At 65.3% G+C, this 15,430-nt stretch carries 15 protein-coding genes; 12 read left to right on the top strand and 3 right to left on the bottom strand.

Annotated features, from left to right (window positions below; translation table 11 throughout):
• Positions 1 to 83: 83 nt before the first annotated feature.
• The 7 genes from NKJ58_RS15590 to NKJ58_RS15560 are packed head-to-tail and all read left to right on the top strand — an operon-like array spanning position 84 to position 6,399.
• Entirely contained in the window at positions 84 to 1,358 is a 1,275-nt protein-coding gene (locus NKJ58_RS15590; RefSeq protein WP_352853431.1) for an extracellular solute-binding protein, read from the top strand.
• Positions 1,359 to 1,407: 49 nt separating this feature from the next.
• Entirely contained in the window at positions 1,408 to 2,340 is a 933-nt protein-coding gene (locus tag NKJ58_RS15585; protein ID WP_352518424.1) for a carbohydrate ABC transporter permease, read from the top strand.
• The gene (locus NKJ58_RS15580) at positions 2,337 to 3,194 is read left to right on the top strand and encodes a carbohydrate ABC transporter permease (RefSeq protein ID WP_352518423.1); all 858 of its coding nucleotides are present in this window, start codon (positions 2,337 to 2,339) and stop codon (positions 3,192 to 3,194) included. Before NKJ58_RS15585 ends, NKJ58_RS15580 begins: the two co-directional genes overlap by 4 nt.
• Positions 3,191 to 3,931, top strand: coding sequence for a PIG-L deacetylase family protein (locus tag NKJ58_RS15575; RefSeq protein WP_031195993.1), 741 nt, complete (start codon positions 3,191 to 3,193; stop codon positions 3,929 to 3,931). The genes NKJ58_RS15580 and NKJ58_RS15575 overlap by 4 nt, the downstream gene beginning before the upstream one ends.
• Positions 3,928 to 4,803, top strand: coding sequence for an ROK family protein (locus NKJ58_RS15570; RefSeq protein ID WP_023691907.1), 876 nt, complete (start codon positions 3,928 to 3,930; stop codon positions 4,801 to 4,803). Before NKJ58_RS15575 ends, NKJ58_RS15570 begins: the two co-directional genes overlap by 4 nt.
• Entirely contained in the window at positions 4,800 to 5,570 is a 771-nt protein-coding gene (locus NKJ58_RS15565) for a GntR family transcriptional regulator (RefSeq protein WP_023683130.1), read from the top strand. The genes NKJ58_RS15570 and NKJ58_RS15565 overlap by 4 nt, the downstream gene beginning before the upstream one ends.
• Before the next feature lie 37 nt (positions 5,571 to 5,607).
• Positions 5,608 to 6,399, top strand: a complete 792-nt coding sequence (locus NKJ58_RS15560) for a sugar isomerase domain-containing protein (RefSeq protein WP_023691906.1) — start codon at positions 5,608 to 5,610, stop codon at positions 6,397 to 6,399.
• Positions 6,400 to 6,461: 62 nt separating this feature from the next.
• On the opposite strand, the gene rsgA is transcribed toward NKJ58_RS15560, so the two are convergent.
• Complete coding sequence (gene rsgA, locus NKJ58_RS15555; protein WP_502896331.1) at positions 6,462 to 7,487, bottom strand: ribosome small subunit-dependent GTPase A; 1,026 nt, start codon at positions 7,485 to 7,487, stop codon at positions 6,462 to 6,464.
• A gap of 174 nt (positions 7,488 to 7,661) precedes the next feature.
• Between rsgA and NKJ58_RS15550 the strand changes: the two genes are divergently transcribed.
• Complete coding sequence (locus NKJ58_RS15550) at positions 7,662 to 7,799, top strand: endonuclease/exonuclease/phosphatase family protein (protein ID WP_023691904.1); 138 nt, start codon at positions 7,662 to 7,664, stop codon at positions 7,797 to 7,799.
• Positions 7,800 to 8,258: 459 nt separating this feature from the next.
• Here the strand turns inward: NKJ58_RS15550 and NKJ58_RS15545 are convergent, their stop codons facing one another.
• The gene (locus NKJ58_RS15545; protein WP_023747074.1) at positions 8,259 to 9,854 is read right to left on the bottom strand and encodes a GMC family oxidoreductase; all 1,596 of its coding nucleotides are present in this window, start codon (positions 9,852 to 9,854) and stop codon (positions 8,259 to 8,261) included.
• A gap of 305 nt (positions 9,855 to 10,159) precedes the next feature.
• On the opposite strand from NKJ58_RS15545, the gene NKJ58_RS15540 reads away from it, so the two are divergent.
• The 4 genes from NKJ58_RS15540 (at position 10,160) to NKJ58_RS15525 (ending at position 14,854) form a co-directional block, all read left to right on the top strand.
• The gene (locus NKJ58_RS15540; protein WP_023728492.1) at positions 10,160 to 11,230 is read left to right on the top strand and encodes a sugar ABC transporter substrate-binding protein; all 1,071 of its coding nucleotides are present in this window, start codon (positions 10,160 to 10,162) and stop codon (positions 11,228 to 11,230) included.
• A gap of 159 nt (positions 11,231 to 11,389) precedes the next feature.
• Positions 11,390 to 12,373: an ABC transporter permease gene (locus NKJ58_RS15535; protein WP_023700938.1), complete on the top strand. Its 984-nt coding sequence runs from the start codon at positions 11,390 to 11,392 to the stop codon at positions 12,371 to 12,373.
• Positions 12,374 to 12,378: 5 nt separating this feature from the next.
• A complete protein-coding gene (locus NKJ58_RS15530; RefSeq protein WP_023751371.1) occupies positions 12,379 to 13,881 on the top strand; it encodes a sugar ABC transporter ATP-binding protein in 1,503 nt (500 codons plus the stop codon).
• Between the two features lie 4 nt (positions 13,882 to 13,885).
• Positions 13,886 to 14,854 carry an ABC transporter permease gene (locus tag NKJ58_RS15525; protein WP_023751370.1) on the top strand — a complete coding sequence of 323 codons (969 nt, stop codon included), beginning with the start codon at positions 13,886 to 13,888 and terminating at the stop codon, positions 14,852 to 14,854.
• Between the two features lie 74 nt (positions 14,855 to 14,928).
• Here the strand turns inward: NKJ58_RS15525 and gloA are convergent, their stop codons facing one another.
• Positions 14,929 to 15,339, bottom strand: a complete 411-nt coding sequence (gloA, locus tag NKJ58_RS15520) for a lactoylglutathione lyase (RefSeq protein WP_019856614.1) — start codon at positions 15,337 to 15,339, stop codon at positions 14,929 to 14,931.
• Positions 15,340 to 15,430 lie beyond the last annotated feature (91 nt).

The following is a 15,430-nucleotide window of genomic DNA, read 5'->3' as shown; positions in this document are numbered from 1 at the left end:
AATGACTTTTCCCGAGCCAATGACTCTCTCACGGCAGGAAATGCCGCGGGACGCCAAGGACAGAGAACAATGGGAGACTGGCAATGAGCATGCTTTCACTTCACCGGCGCGCAGCGCTTAGGCTGATCGGCGGCCTTGCCGCCGCCTGCGCCGGCGTCTTTGCCTCATTGCCGGCGCGAGCCGCCGACAGCACGGTGACGCTGTGGAGCTGGCGCACCGAGGACGAGGCGGCGATGCGCCGCATCTTCGATGCCTTCGAGGCGAAGAATCCCGGCATCAAGGTCGCCATTCAGTTCACGCCGGATGCCGACTACCAGAACCGGCTGAGCACGGCGCTGCGCGGCGGGCGCGGGCCCGACATCGCGCAGCTCAAGGCCTATGGCGAATTGCAGCCCTTCGTCGAGGCCGGCTATCTCGACGCGCTGGACGACAGCGTGCCGGAGCTGAAGAATATGGAGGACGCGGCGCTTGGCGGCGCGCGCGGCCGCAGCGACGGCAAGCTCTATGGCGTGCCCTATTCGGTGCCGATGATGGGCGTCTTCTACAACCAGGATATTTTCACCGCCCAGGGCATCGAGATCCCCAAGACCTACAAGGATTTCACCGCTGTCTGCGAGAAGCTGAAGGCGGCCGGCATCACGCCGATCGCCACCGGCGGCGCCAACGGCTCGGCCTGGGAGCTGGAGATCGCCGTCGGCGTGGTCGGCCCGACCATCTATGGTCCTGATTTCTACGACGAGATGATGAGCGGCAAGGCGACCTTCCAGGATCCGCTCTATGTGGCGGGGCTGAAGCGCTTCGCCGAGCTGAAGCCGTATTTCCCCGACGGCTTCGCCGGCATCGACTACACCACCGCCACGCAGCAGTTCATCGGCGGCAAGGCGGCGATGTTCCTCGGCGGTTCGTTCGAGAACGGCAGCTTCAAGGCGCAGAACCCGAAGCTGAAGTTCTCGATCTTCCCGTTCCCCGCGGACGATGCCGGGGCAAAACTCTACACCTCGGCCTTCTCCGACGGCTCCTATGGCCTAGTCTCCGAGAGCCAGAACAAGGAAGCCGCGACCAAGGTGCTGGGCTTCATGGCTTCGGCAGAGTTCGCGCAGATGTTCGCCGACGAGCTCGGCTGGCCGCCGGCCCGCACGGATGTGACGGTGAAGGATCCAGTGCTGGCCTCGATGATGGAGATGGCGAAGAATTCGACGCCCTATCTGACGCTGGTCGGCTTCCGCTGGCAGTCGCCGACGGCGTCTTCGGTGCTGCAGTCGGAGATCATCGACATGGTCGAAGGCAACATCGCGCCGGAGAAGCTGGCGGCCGACATGCAGGCCGCGGTCGCCACCTGGTTCAAGCCGAAGCAGTAGGCGCGGCCGGTCGCAAAAGCGGCCGGTCACTCACGGACCAGAAAAGCGCATGAGCACCCTTCGCCGCACCAGCAGCCTTCGCCGCACGCAGCAGCGCATGGCCGTGCTGTTCATCCTGCCGGCGCTGGCGGTCTATGCGCTGTTCGTCCTCTATCCCCTGGGGATGTCGCTCTGGGGCAGCTTCTTCGTCTGGAAGGGGCTGCGCGTGGTCGAGTTCGCCGGCCTGTCGAATTTCTCAAGGCTGTTCGTTTTCCCCAGCGGCGCGCGGCTCTACGGCGCGCTGTGGCACAACACCGCCTGGTTCTTCGGCATCATGCTATTCCAGAACGGAATCGGGCTTTTGTTCGCCTGGCTGCTGTTCCTGCGCGACAGGGGTGCTGCGTTCTTCCAGTCGGTGTTCTTCTTTCCGGCGGTGCTGAGCCCGGTCATCGTCGGCGCGCTGTGGCGGTTGCTTTTGGCACCGGGCGGCGTCGTCGAATGGGCGCTGAACGGGCTTGGCCTGCACCAGGGCAGCCTGACCGTGCTCGGCAACAGCCACACCGCGCTCGCCATGCTGATCGCCGTCGATGCCTGGAACTGGATGGGCCTGCCGGTGCTGATCTACACGGCAGGTCTGCGGCAGATTTCCGGCCAGATTTTCGAGGCGGCAAAACTTGACGGCGCCGGCAATGCGCGCATGCTGTTCTCGATCGCGCTGCCGCTGCTGATGCCGGCGCTGGGCACGCTGACGACGCTGTCGTTCATCAACACCTTCAACCAGTTCGACATCGTCTATGTCATGCAGGGCGTGCAGGGCAATCCGAGCTATTCGACCGACACGCTGGTGACCTACTTCTACCGGCTGGCCTTCGGCGCGGAAGGCGCTGTCGGCATCACCGATATTGGTCTGGCGCTGGCGCTCGGCACCGTGCTGTTTTTGATCCTCAGCATCGGCACGCTCATGATGCTGCGCTTCTTCGACCGCCGCACGGTGCAGCTATGAGCGCGCTGGCGATTGCGCAGAGGCCAGACATCTCACGGCAGCTGGCGCGGCTGCCCGGCTGGACGGTGCTGATCGCATGGACGGCGGCTGTGCTGTTGCCGCTCTACATCCTCATCGTCTCCTGTTTCAAGACCACGGCCGAGATCTACGACAACAGGCTCGGCCTGCCGCAAAGCTTTGCCTTCGACAATTTCATCAACGCCTGGACGCGCGCCGATCTCGGCCAGAATTTCATCAACAGCCTGATCGTCACGGGCGGCGCCGTCATCCTCACCATCGTCGTCTCGGCGATGGCCGCCTATCCGCTCAGCCGCTACAAGCTTGGCTGGAATGCCATCATGCTCGGCCTGTTCCTGTCCGGCATCATGCTGCCCATCCGGTTGGCCTCGGTCGAACTGTTCACGCTGATGCGCAATCTCGGCCTGCTGGATTCGCTGACCGGGCTGATCCTGGTCTATTCGGCGATCCGCATTCCCTTCGCCGTCTTCATCTTCGCCAATTTCATGCGCGTCTTGCCCTCCGAGTTGGACGAGGCCGCGCGCATGGACGGCGCCGGCGAGGTCCGCATCCTGTTCCAGATCATCCTGCCGATGGTCAAGCCGGCGGTGTCGATCGTGGCCATCTTCACCGCGATCGCGGTGTGGAACGATTTCTTCTTCCCGCTGATCTTCATCTTCGACGACCGCTACAAGACGGTGCCGCTGGCGATCAGCATCTTCGTCGGCCAGTTCCGCACCGACTGGGGCCTGGTGTTCGCCTCGCTGGCGATATCCATGGCGCCCATCCTGATCATGTATTGTCTGCTGGCGCGCCAGATTCGCGAAGGCGTGGGCACCGGAGGAGGCATGAAATGATCGAAGACAGAATTTATGCGGCGAAATCCATCCTGGTGGTCGGCGCGCACGCCTTCGATGCCGAGGTGATGGCCGGGCCGCTGGCGGCCGCTGCCGTCAAGCGCGGCGCCACGGTGACCTTCCTGCATCTGACCATGGGTGAGCAGGGCCATCCGTACCTGGTTCCCGCGCATTATTGCGTGCAGAAGGAAGAGGAAGCGGGCAGCGCGGCGGAGCGGCTCGGCGTCACCATGCGTGGCTTTGGCCTGCGCGACGGCTTCCTGCCCACAGACGATCAGACGGCGCTCGAAGTGGGCGACATCATTCGCGAGCTGAAACCCGAGATCGTCATCACCCATTGGCATGGCAGTTGGCACAAGGACCATCGCGCCGCCGCCCATTTGACGAAGACCGGTATCTTCTTCGCCGGACTGCCGACCGTTGCCAGCGACCATCCGGCGCACACGCCGCAACTGCTGCTGTTCGGCGAGAACTGGGAGGACGATGACGGCTTCCGGCCCGAGCATCTCGTCGATGTCAGCGACGGGTTCGAGGCCTGGCGCGACGCGGTCATGGAGTATGAGCTGGCGCGCGGCCTGAGCAGCTTCCCCTATGTCGACTATTACAGTTCGCTATACCGGCTGCGCGGCTGCCTGCGCGGCACGCGCCATGCGCAGGCCTTCGCGGCGGCGTCGCATTCGTGGAATGCCGGCAGCGGTCTGTTCTCGCTCCCCTTCGGCAAAGGGTCGGGTCGATGACGCGGGTACTCGCCATCGATCTCGGCGCCACCAATCTGCGCGCTGCCGTATCTACGGGCGATGTCGGTGCGTTGGAGGCGCTGGGCAGCGAGCCGGCGCCGGCAACCCTTGATGCCTTCATTGCGCGCATCGACGCGCTGTGCACTGAGGCCGGGTCGGTCTCAGCGCTTGGCATCGCGGTGCCGGGTCTGGTCGAGGGCTCAATCTGCCGCTGGATCCCCAACTTGCCGTTCCTCGACGGCGTCGATATCCAGCCGCTGTTTCCCAAAGTGCGCGTAGCGCTCGGCAATGACGCACAGATCGCGCTGCTGGGAGAGGCTGTCGAAGGCAGTGCGAAAAACATGCCGGATGCGATCCTGCTCGCCATCGGCACCGGTATCGGTTCGGCGGTGCTGGCCAATGGCCGCATCGTTGCCGGCGCGCATGGCGGCGCCTGCTCGTTCGGCTGGGCCTGCGCCGACGTGAGGGATCATGGTGAAGAGCGCAGCGGCTGGCTGGAGCGCGTTGCGTCGGGCCGGGCGCTCGATGCCCTTGCCGGCCAGATCGGCCTTGCCGACGGCCGCCAACTGATCGCCGCTGCCCAGGCCGGCGAGCTGGCTGCACTCACCTTGCTTGAACTGCCGGCGCGACAGCTCGGCACCGCGCTGGCAGGCGCTGTCGCGCTGCTCGATCCGCAAGCGGTGCTGATTTCGGGTGGTTTGGCGGAGGCGCTGGATGTGATCCGGCCGCCGCTGCTTGCGGCGCTGCGACGTCAACTGCCGCCACATCTGCGCGGCATCGACGTCAAGGCTGGAAAGTTCGGTCCCCGCGCCGGTCTGGTCGGCGCGGCGCTGGCCGGCGCCGTTGGGCAAGGGTGGAGGCAGGTGCGATGAGCGAAGCAAGCTTTCAGCAACCGGACCGCAGACGGCCGGAGCCGCTCTGGTACCAGGTCGAAGAGGCGATCCGAGCCATCGTCAAGAGCGGCGAATGGGCAACGGGCGACCAGATCCCGGCGGAGGACAGGCTGTGCGCCCTGTTCGGCGTCAGCCGCATCACGCTGCGCCACGCCTTGCGCAATCTCGAGGAGGCAGGACTGCTCAGGCGCGAACATGGCCGCGGCACGTTCGTGCGCTCGACCACGCTGGTCGCCGGCACGCGCGAGCTGACCAGCTTTACCCAGGAGATGGGCAATATGGGCGTGGTCGCGGGCTCGCGCCTGCTCGACTGCAGCCTGACCACCGCCAATGCGGCGGCTGCCGGCGCGCTGGAGATCGAGGAGGGCGATCCGGTGGTGCGCATTCGCAGGCTGCGGCTCGGCAACAACGAGCCGATCGGCATCCAGACGGCGCAGCTGTCGGCGGTGCGCGTGCCGGGCTTCCTCGATGCCGGCCTGCTGCAGGGCTCGCTCTACGAGGCGCTGGAGCGCCATTACGGCATCGTGCCGGTGGCCGCGCGGGAGAACTACCGGGTCGGCGCGGTCGGCGCGGCGGACGCCGAACTGCTCGACCTCGCTGTCGGCAGCCCGGCCTTCGTCGTCGAACGCATCACCACCGACGAGCGCGGCCCGTTCGAATTCACCGTCTCGATCATGCGCGGCGACCGCTACGAAATCCGCTCGACGCTGCGCGCCGGACGCGTGCCGCTGAACCCGAGAAGCTGATCCATTCCAGACCGACACAGCAAACAGGAGTACCCACGTGTCCGATCTCTACATCCACCGTCTCGCCGCCCTCATCGACCAGGCTGCGAAAGCCAATGAAGAGGCCTTTGGCCAGGCCGCCAGCCGCTTTGCCGACTCCCTCGAGGGCGGCGGGCTGGTGCATCTCTATGGCTCCGGCCATTCGGTGCTGCCGGTGCAGGAAGTGTTTCCGCGCTATGGCAGCTATGTCGGTTTCAACCCGCTGACCGACCCGCGCGTGATGTGGCACAATGTGCTCGGCGCCGGCGGCGTGCGCGAGCTGTTGTGGCTGGAGCGGACGGAAAAATACGCCGAGAAATTCCTCGACCACCAGCCGCTCAACAAGGGTGATTCCATCATAATCTTCGGCCATAGCGGCCGCAACTCGTCGGGCATCGACACCGCGCTCTACGCCAGGAAGCGCGGCATGTTCGTCGTCGCCGTCACCAGCAAGAACAATCTGGACAAACCGGCGACGCACTCGTCCGGCAAGCGGCTGGCGGATGCCGCCGACCTCGTCATCGACACCTGTTCGCCGATCGAGGACGCCATCGTGCCGGTCGAGGGCTGGAGCCGGCCGGTGTCGGGCTCATCGACGGTGCTTGCCATGATCCTGGCGCATGAGCTGATCGCGCGCACGGCCGAGCAGCTCGCCAAGCGCGGCATCGAACTGCCGGTCTTCGCCTCGCCGACCATTGCCGGCGTGACGCTGCACGACACCGACGTCATCTACGGCGTCTACCGCGAGCGCATGCTGGAGGCGCAGCAGAAGCACCTGCCGACATTCCAGGCGACGATGCGGGGAGAGTGAAAGCACGGAGGCCCGGCACATGGCCAGGCCTCCAATTTCTCTCGCTGGAATTTTCCGGATGTTCAACGCCGCTTCGGGCGCGCGGTAGGAGATTTGTTGCCGCGCGGGCCGCTCTGAACCGGCGTGTTGCCCTGGTTTTCCTCCGACAGCTTGCGCCAGCGGGCAAGGCGCTCAGGGTCGAGCGTACCCGCCTTCAACGCAGCCTGCACCGCGCAGCCCGGTTCGTGGACATGGGTGCAGTCGCGGAACTTGCACAGCGGTGCGAGCTCGGTGATTTCGGCAAACAGCGTGTCGATGCCGGATGCGACGTCGCTGACATGCAGCGTGCGCATGCCCGGCGTGTCGATTACCCAGCCGCCACCGGCAATGGGGTGCAGCGACCGCGCCGTGGTGGTGTGGCGACCCTTGGCATCGTGCTCGCGAATGCCCGCAGTCTGTTGCGGCGATTGCTGCGCCGCTCCGGCCAGCGTGTTGACCAGCGTCGATTTGCCGACGCCGGAGGAGCCGACCAGCGCCACCGTCTGCCCTGCGCCACACCAGGGAGCAAGCGCCGCTGCGGCATCGGCGACGCGCGGGTTCAGCGTCACTACGGGCAAACCACGCTGAAGGGCGGCAGCCTGGCTTTGGTATCTCTCGGCATCGTCAGCGGTGTCGGCCTTGGTCAGCAGGATCACCGGCGTCGTTCCGGCCTGGTTGGCCAGCGCCAGATAGCGCTCGAGCCGGGCGATGTTGAAATCGGCATTGCAGGACGTCACGATGAACAGCGTGTCGACATTGGCCGCGGCCAGCTGCGGGATCCTGCCGCCCTGGGTACGGCGCTCCAGCACCGTCTTGCGGGTCAGCCGGCGGCGCAGCAGATGTGTATGCTGCTCGACCAGCACCCAGTCGCCGACGGCGTAGTCGCCGGTGTTGGCATTGGCCGGCAGCGTCAGATCCACTGGCCCTGCCCGGGACAGGCCGGCCAGGCGGTCGCGGTGCACCGAGGCGATGCGCGTCGGCACGAGGTCTGCCTCATCGGCTTCAAGCTGGTCGCCGAAGAAATCCGTCCAGCCCAGGCTTGCGAGGGAAGCCGTCACGGTTTTGACCACGGCGACGGCGTCACAGACATCGGAGAGTATCCTTTGGCAAAATGGGCGCGGACCCTCGGGGCGGTTGTTCAAGCCGTGTATGGGCGGCATGGCGGCATTTGGCAAGCCGAACCGCGCCGATGGCCGAGCCGTTTCGCGCACCACGTTGGAACGCATCGCGGCGGTGGTTCGCTGATGCGCTTACGCGTCGTTACTCTCAATGTCTGCAACACGGAAGGCGAACCGGAGCGCCTGGCGGCCATCAACCGGGAGCTGAGGCGGCTCGACCCCGATCTGTCGCTCTCCAGGACGTCGTCCAGACAGCCGATGTGAAATCCCTCGATACGCTGCCGATGGTCTTGATTTGCATGCCACGCATCAGGCCTCGTCGTCGACCTCGAAGTTGGCAGGGACGGCTGAGGATGGCAGGTCGAGAAGCCTGCCAAAAGGGGGAGGGGGATGGCCGGTACCGCAGGGGGCGGGGGGTTGGGATGGGGTTGCCTGAAGCACCGGCCAAAGCGGGACAAGTCCCACGCCCACAAGCTAGCAGAGCTTGGATCGGTTCATATGGTGTGATCGCGGAACTGGCGCAAAAGCGCTTTCACATCCCCGCGCAGGCGTCGGCAACGAGCCCGCAACCGGGGGTTTCCGGTCGTTTGGTGGGTTGCGCAAGCGTCGGTTGAAGGCGCTGCGGGAGGCTGTCGTTTTTAGTGCGGTTCGAGTGCTATGCGCTCAGCGACAGGTGCTCAAGGCAGGGCAATCGCGTGGCGCCACCACATGCGATTGTCCTGCTTACGCCACCGGCAGCGTTCGCCCCGCAATCAGATCCGCAGCCTTCTCCGCAATCATGACCACGGCCGCGTTGGTGTTGGAGGACACGATGCTTGGCATGACCGAGCTGTCGCAGACACGCAGGCCTTGCAGACCGCGCACGCGCAACTCGGGATCGACGACGCTGTCGGCATCGCCGCCCATCCGGCAGGTGCCGACTGGGTGATAGGCGCTGCGGCCATGTTCTCGGGCGAAGGCTTCGAGTGCTGAGCGCCCCTGCATCGCCTTGCCGGGCAGATGCTCGCGGCTGATGTATCTGGCGAAGGCTGGCTGCGACAGGATTTCGCGGCTGATCTCGATGCCGTCGATGGCGCGTTCGAGATCATAGCGCTCGGCGAACGGGTTGGGGTCGATGATGGGCGCATCGCGCAGGTCCGCGGACTTGAGCGTGACGCTGCCGCGCGAACGCGGGCGCACATGGTAGGAGTTCAGCGTGCAGCCATTGCCGCCGGGAACCGAGCCGATGCCTTCCTCAACGCCGGCGCCGGGCAGGAAATGGAACTGGATGTCCGGCGTCTTCTCCGCGCGGTCGCCCCACCAGAAGCCGCCGGCCTCGACGATGTTGGAGGCCACCGGCCCCTTGCCGAACAGCGCATATTCAAGACCGGCGACCGCTTGCCAGCGCTTCTTCTTGTAACGGTCGATGCCGTGCGGTCCGTTGAGCTCGGCGACGACATCGACGTCCATGTGATCGTGCAGATTCTGGCCGACGTTTTTGGAATCGTGGACCACCTTGATGCCGTGCTCGCCGAGATGCACGGCCGGGCCGATGCCGGACAGCATCAGCAATTTCGGCGAGCCGATGGCGCCGGCGGCGACGATGACTTCGCGCTCGGCGCGGAGCAGTTCGGTGCGGCCATTGACGATGATCTCGACACCGATGGCGCGGCCGTTCTCGACCACGATGCGGCTGACGGAGGCGTCGGTGCGTAGCGTCAGATTCTTGCGGCCGAGCGCCGGCTTCAGATAGGCGACCGCCGTGCTCGAGCGTTTCCCCCGGCGCGTCGTCGTCTGGTAGAAGCCGGCGCCCGCCTGCTTACCGGCGTTGAAGTCGGCGCGGAAAGGAAGGCCCGCCTGCTGCGCCGCCTTGACGAAGATGCGGGTCAGCGGATGCGGCGCGCCGCTGGAGACGCCGAGCGGGCCGTCAGTGCCGTGCTGCGCATCGGCAAAAGTGTCGTTGCCCTCGGAGCGGACGAAGTAGGGCAGCACGTCGGCATAGCTCCAGCCGGCACAGCCATTCTCAGTCGCCCAGCCGTCATAATCCTCAGGGCAACCGCGGGTGAACACCTGGGCGTTGATCGAGGAGCCGCCGCCCAGCACGCGGGCCTGCGGATAGACCATGGTGCGGCCGTCGATCTCCTTGCCGGGCGCGGTGTGATAACCCCAGATCAGCGGCCCCGACGTCATCTTGAAGAAGCCGACCGGCAAATGGATGTAGCGGTCGGTGTCGGGCGGACCGGCCTCGAGCAGCACGACGGACACGTCCGGGTCCTCGCTCAGCCGGGCGGCCAGAATGCAGCCAGCCGAACCGCCGCCGACAATGATGTAATCCGTCATTTCCACTCCCGGGTTCTCTTTGTTGGAGCATGATCTCCGGACAAAACGGTTTCCCGATTTGTCCGAGAAAACCGGTTCCCACTTCTAGGGATCATGCTCCGGCGGGCGATGAAAATCACCGCCCCTTCCTCTTGCGCGCGACGATCTCAAGTCGCTTGTGCCACGTCAAGAGAAAGGGTATGGTTATCGTGTTGAAGGGTTGTCGTACAAGTGGAGGAGCTTGACGATCCTCACCACGAGGTCCCGGCCGCGCTCCCTGCGCAAGATGCCGGGCGGAACAGAATTCAATCGGGAGGTTTCGAGGTATGAACGACACGAAGAATTTTGCGGTCAACCGGCGCACGCTGATGATGGGCGCCACCGCCGGCGTGGCGGCACTCGCGATGCCGAGCGTGCTGCGCGCGCAGGAAAAGCCGACGCTGGTGACGTCGATCCGCTCGCTGTCCAACCCCTATCACGCGGTGTGGAAGACCGGCGCGGAAGCGTATGCCAAATGGGCCGGGCTGGAACACGTCACGCTGGTTTCGGAAGGCAACAGCGAGAAGGGCATTGCCGACATCAAGGCGATGCTGGCCAAGACCGGCGGCAACATGGTGCTGAATTCCGATCCCAACGACACGCCCGATGCGCGCCCGATCGTCGAGGCCTGCGCCAAGGCCGGCGCCTATGTGGTGACCCAGTGGAACAAGCCTGGGGATCTGCACCCGAAGGATTTCAACCCGAACTATGTCTCGCATATCGAGTTCGACGGCATCGACAGCGGCAAGACCATCGCCGAGATCCTGTTCAAGACCATTGGCGGCAAGGGCGGCATCGTCGCACTCGGCGGCCTGATCTCGACCACGGCGGCGATCGAACGCAAGAAGGGCCTCGATGCGGCGCTCGCCGCCAACCCGGACATCAAGCTGCTCGACTTCCAGGTCGCCAACTGGAAGTCGACCGAAGCCTTCGACCTGATGGGCAATCTGCTCACCCGCTTCGGCGACGACATCAAGGGCATCTGGGCGGCCAATGACGATATGGGCTCGGGCGCTCTGGAAGCGCTGCGTGCCGAAAATCTCGCCGGCAAGGTGCCGATCGTTGGCGTCGACGGCATCAAGACGGCGGTCGATGCGGTGCGCACCGGCGAGTTCGCCTGCACCGTCACTTCGGATCCGTTCTGGCAGGGCGGCATGGGTCTGGCCATCGGCTACAACGCCAAGATCGGCAAGTTCGACCCGACCAAGGAGCCCGCGGAGCACCGTGAGTTCTACGGCAAGGCGGTGCTGATCTCGCACGACAATGTCGAGGAATATTACAAGACCAATGTCGATGCGAAGCCCGAGATCGACTGGAACGATCTGTGGGGCCGGGTCACCGGAGCAATCCGCACCTGATCCATCGGAGTGGGCTGCAACTCCCTGGCGGCCCGCTTCCTCCCGCAGCCGTCGCGATCCCCTTGTCGCGACGGCTGTCACCAGCAGACGGGAAGCGGTTTCTTGACAATCCATACAGAACCCCTGAAGTCCGTTTCGGACATCGAGCGGACGACGCCTATGACATCGTTCCCCGGCCGTATCGCGACATTCCTGGGCGGCAGGCGCTGGCGCAGCCTGGCGCCGCTGGCGGTGCTGATTGTACTCTGCGTACTCATCGCCATTGCCAACCCCAATTTCATCGAGCTGCGCAATCTGGTGCGGCTTGCGAATTCCGCCGCCGTGCCGCTGACGCTGGCGATGGGGCTGACCTTCATCATCCTGATGGGCAGCATCGACCTTGCAGTCGAAGGCACGCTTTCGGTGGCGGCAATGGTGCTTGTGCTGCTCGCCGCCAATGACGGCAACGGCAACGACTATGGGTGGTGGGCGGTGCTCGCTGCCATCGCCGCCGGCACCGCCATGGGCTTCGTCAGCGGTCTCGTCCAGACCATGCTGCGCATCCCGTCCTTCATGGGCACGCTCGGCATGTGGTTCATCGGCCTCGGCCTGTCGGTCTATATGCTGGGCGGCACGGCCATCAAGCTGAACGACGCCTCGATCCGCGACCTGGCCTTGCACCGTTTCCTCGGCCTGCCGGTGGCGGTCTGGGTCGCGTTCGGCGCCTTCCTGCTCGCCACTGTCATCCAGTATCACACCAAGCTCGGCCGCCACATATTGGCGATCGGCGGTGATGAGGATGTCGCCAAGCTCTCCGGCGTCAATGTCGTGCGCGTGCGCATCACCGCTTTTGCGCTGGCAGGGTTCTTCTTCGGCATTGCCGGCGTGCTGGCCGCGGCACAGCTCGGCCAGTCGCACGCCGTCATCGGCGACGGCAGGCTGTTTGCAGCGGTCACCGCAGTGGTCGTCGGCGGCACCGCTTTGACCGGCGGCGAGGGCGGCGTCGTCAACACGCTGATCGGTGTGCTGATCGTCACCGTGCTTGCCAATGGCATGATCCTGCTCGGCATCTCGCCCTACATCCAGCAGACGGTGCAGGGGCTGATGATCATCGCCGCGGTGGCGCTGTCGCTCGACCGCGTCCGCCTGAAAATCGTCAAGTGAGCGCCATGCTGCAGGCGTCCAACATCATCAAGAATTTCCCCGGCGTCCAGGCGCTGCGCGACGTCTCCATCGAAGTGCAGCCCAACGAGGTGGTCGGGCTGATCGGCGAGAACGGCGCCGGCAAGTCGACGCTGATGCGGGTGCTGGCCGGCGGCTACCGGCCGGATGGCGGCTCGCTCACGCTGGATGGCGAACAGCTGCGCATGCGCAACGCCCGTGATGCGGCCAGGCATGGCATCGGCATGGTGTTCCAGGAGCAGTCGCTGGTGCTGAACCTGACGGTTGCCGAAAACATCTATCTCGGCGAAGAGGACCGCTTCACCCGCTTCGGCCTCGTCAATTGGCGCGCCATGAACGCGGCGGCGCGGCGGCAACTGGCCAAGATCGGCATCGACATCGACGTCACCGCGCGCACCTCCGAACTCACCTTCGCCGCACGCCAGATGGTCGAGCTCGCCAAGGCGCTGACCTTGGAGGAAGTGGTCGAGCGGCAGTTGCTCATCCTGCTCGACGAGCCGACCTCGGTGCTCAACGCCGCTGATATCGAGGTGCTGTTCGCGCGGGTGCGCTCGCTTAAATCCCGCGCCAGTTTTGTGTTCGTCTCGCACCGCCTCGACGAGGTGCTCAACATCTCCGACCGTGTCTACACGATGAAGGACGGCGCGGTCGTCGCCGAGCACCGCGCAGCTGAAGTCACCGCGCCGGAGCTGCACGAGATCATGGTCGGGCGCGGCTTGCAGGCCGAATATTACCGCGAGGCCCGCCAGCTCGCGCCGCGCGATATCGTGATGGTCGAGGCCAAGGGGCTTGGCGCCAACGGTTACTATCACGGCGTCGATCTCTCGATCCGGGCCGGCGAGATTGTCGGCATTGCCGGCGTCGTCGGCTCCGGCCGCGAGGAGGTGACGCGCACCGTTGGCGGCTTCGTCCAGCATGATGCCGGCGAGATGAAAATCGCCGGCGATGCCGTGCGCTTCTCCTCGCCGGAGCCGGCTGTGCGCAAGGGCATCGGCTATGTCCCGCGCGAGCGCCGGCTCGAAGGGCTGGTGATGTTCCTGTCGATCGCGGAGAACATTTCGCTGGCCGATCTCTCCAGCGTCATGCGCCATGGCGCCATCGATTATGGCAAGGAGCGCCGGCTTGCCGCCGACTGGATCAAGCGGCTGCGCATCAAGGCGCCCGGTCCCGATGCCGCCTGCCGCAAACTCAGCGGCGGCAACCAGCAGAAGGTGGTGCTGGCGCGCTGGATGACGGCGGGCTCGCGCATCCTGGTGCTCGACCATCCGACGCGCGGGCTTGATGTCGGCGCCAAGGAAGAGGTCTACGAGCTGGTGCGCGACCTCTCCGCGCAAGGCGTGGCGATTCTTTTGATTTCCGACACGCTGGAGGAAACGATCGGCCTGTCGCACCAGGTGCTGGTGATGCGCGACGGTGCAATCACCGCGCGCTTCGATGCCAGTCCGGGCAACAAGCCGAACCAGGTCGATCTTCTCAGGGCAATGGTGTGAACCGATGAATGAGGCGTTCTCCATCAGGCAGGTTTTCGAAGGCAAGTGGACGCAAGGCGCCATTCCGCTGATCCTGCTGGTCGGCCTGCTGCTGATCATCGAGATCGCCGCGCCCGGCTTCCTCACCGGCGAAACCGTGGCGCTTTTGTTTGCCAACACCGCCGTGCTGTTCATCCTGGCGACCGGCGTCACCTTCGCCATCCTGCTTGGCGGCATTGATTTGTCGATCCAGGCGGTGGCATCGCTGGCCAGCGTCATCCTGGCGCAATTGCTGCCTTCGCTCGGCCTTGCCGCCTTCCCGGTGGCGATCCTGTCGGGGCTCGCCTTCGGCGTGTTGAGCGGCGTCGTCCACGTCAAGCTGCGCGTGCCGTCCTTCGTCGCGACGCTCGCCACCGGCGGCGTCGTCACCGGCTTGGCGCTCTGGGTCTCCAATGGCCGCGCCATCACCATCGAGGAGGCTGGTCGCGAAAACACCGCCTGGATCAACGCCACTGTCGCTGGCATTCCCGTGGTGGTGCTGATTTCGGCGGTGATCGGCATCGCCGCCTTTCTGGCGCTGCGCTACACGCGCTTCGGCCGCCAGGCGATCGCGGTCGGCGCCGGCGAGCCGGCGGCGTGGGCCGCGGGCATCAATGTCGACCGCACCAAGATCATCGCCTTTGCCGCGTCGGGTATGCTCGCGGCCATCGCCGGCATCGTGCTGGCAGCCAGGCTGTCGAGCGGTTCGCCGGTGCTGGCCAACCAGCTGCTGCTGCCGGCCATCGCCGCCGTCATAGTCGGCGGCACGGCGATCACCGGCGGGCTCGGCGGCGTTGCCCGCACGGCGGTCGGCGCGCTGATCATCTCGATCGTGCGCATCGGCATGACCTTTGTCGGCGTCAACATTTTCCTGGAAAATATGGTGTTCGGCGCGGTGCTGATCGCTGCCGTCGCCATTACCATCGACCGCAGCAAGATCGCGGTCATCAAGTGATCCCGCCTCCCAGGCAAGCGCGGACAGGACGGGACCGCATCGGCGCGAGGCCGATGCGGTCCGGCCCGATCGGATCACATTGTGTCGAGGCCGATCAGCTCGATCTTGTAGCCGTCGGGGTCTTCGACGAAAGCGATGTGGGTGGTGCCGTGCTGCATCGGGCCGGGCTTGCGCGGGATCTTGGCGCCGCGCTTTTCCAGTTCGGCGCAGACGGCGTAGATGTCGTTGACGCCGAGCGCCAGATGGCCGAAGCCGGTGCCGATCTCGTAGGGCTCCTCGCGGCCCCAGTTCAGCGTCAGCTCGACGACGGCTTCCTTGTCCTCGGGGCCGTAGCCGACAAAGGCGTTGGTGAACTTGCCGCCGGGGTAGTCGTCGCGGCGCAGCAGGGTCATGCCGAGCACCTCGGTGTAGAAGGCGATCGACTTGTCAAGGTCGAGCACCCTGATCATGGTGTGCATATAGCGAAAGCCCGGGGCGTCGCTCATTGGGGAAGTCCTCCGAATTCTGTGATTTGCGGGTCTGATCATCCACATCGCACGCTTGGCGGCAAGCCTCGCTTGATGTTCTCAATCAGGG

It is taken from the genome of Mesorhizobium sp. M0139 (assembly GCF_040322455.1).
In the GTDB taxonomy this organism is placed as follows: Bacteria; Pseudomonadota; Alphaproteobacteria; order Rhizobiales; family Rhizobiaceae; genus Mesorhizobium.
Note: the sequence above shows the minus strand (reverse complement) of the source record. Positions and strands in the feature narration are given on the sequence as shown.

Bases quoted from the DNA above. Each gene is read 5' to 3' on its own strand.
- NKJ58_RS15570 (WP_023691907.1), top strand. From the start codon at position 3,928: ATGACGCGGGTACTCGCCATCGATCTCGGCGCCACCAATCTGCGCGCT.
- NKJ58_RS15550 (WP_023691904.1), top strand. From the start codon at position 7,662: ATGCGCTTACGCGTCGTTACTCTCAATGTCTGCAACACGGAAGGCGAA.
- NKJ58_RS15540 (WP_023728492.1), top strand. From the start codon at position 10,160: ATGAACGACACGAAGAATTTTGCGGTCAACCGGCGCACGCTGATGATG.
- NKJ58_RS15575 (WP_031195993.1), top strand. From the start codon at position 3,191: ATGATCGAAGACAGAATTTATGCGGCGAAATCCATCCTGGTGGTCGGC.
- NKJ58_RS15525 (WP_023751370.1), top strand. From the start codon at position 13,886: ATGAATGAGGCGTTCTCCATCAGGCAGGTTTTCGAAGGCAAGTGGACG.
- NKJ58_RS15585 (WP_352518424.1), top strand. From the start codon at position 1,408: ATGAGCACCCTTCGCCGCACCAGCAGCCTTCGCCGCACGCAGCAGCGC.
- NKJ58_RS15530 (WP_023751371.1), top strand. From the start codon at position 12,379: ATGCTGCAGGCGTCCAACATCATCAAGAATTTCCCCGGCGTCCAGGCG.
- NKJ58_RS15580 (WP_352518423.1), top strand. From the start codon at position 2,337: ATGAGCGCGCTGGCGATTGCGCAGAGGCCAGACATCTCACGGCAGCTG.
- NKJ58_RS15535 (WP_023700938.1), top strand. From the start codon at position 11,390: ATGACATCGTTCCCCGGCCGTATCGCGACATTCCTGGGCGGCAGGCGC.
- NKJ58_RS15590 (WP_352853431.1), top strand. From the start codon at position 84: ATGAGCATGCTTTCACTTCACCGGCGCGCAGCGCTTAGGCTGATCGGC.
- gloA (WP_019856614.1), bottom strand. From the start codon at position 15,339: ATGAGCGACGCCCCGGGCTTTCGCTATATGCACACCATGATCAGGGTG.
- NKJ58_RS15565 (WP_023683130.1), top strand. From the start codon at position 4,800: ATGAGCGAAGCAAGCTTTCAGCAACCGGACCGCAGACGGCCGGAGCCG.
- NKJ58_RS15545 (WP_023747074.1), bottom strand. From the start codon at position 9,854: ATGACGGATTACATCATTGTCGGCGGCGGTTCGGCTGGCTGCATTCTG.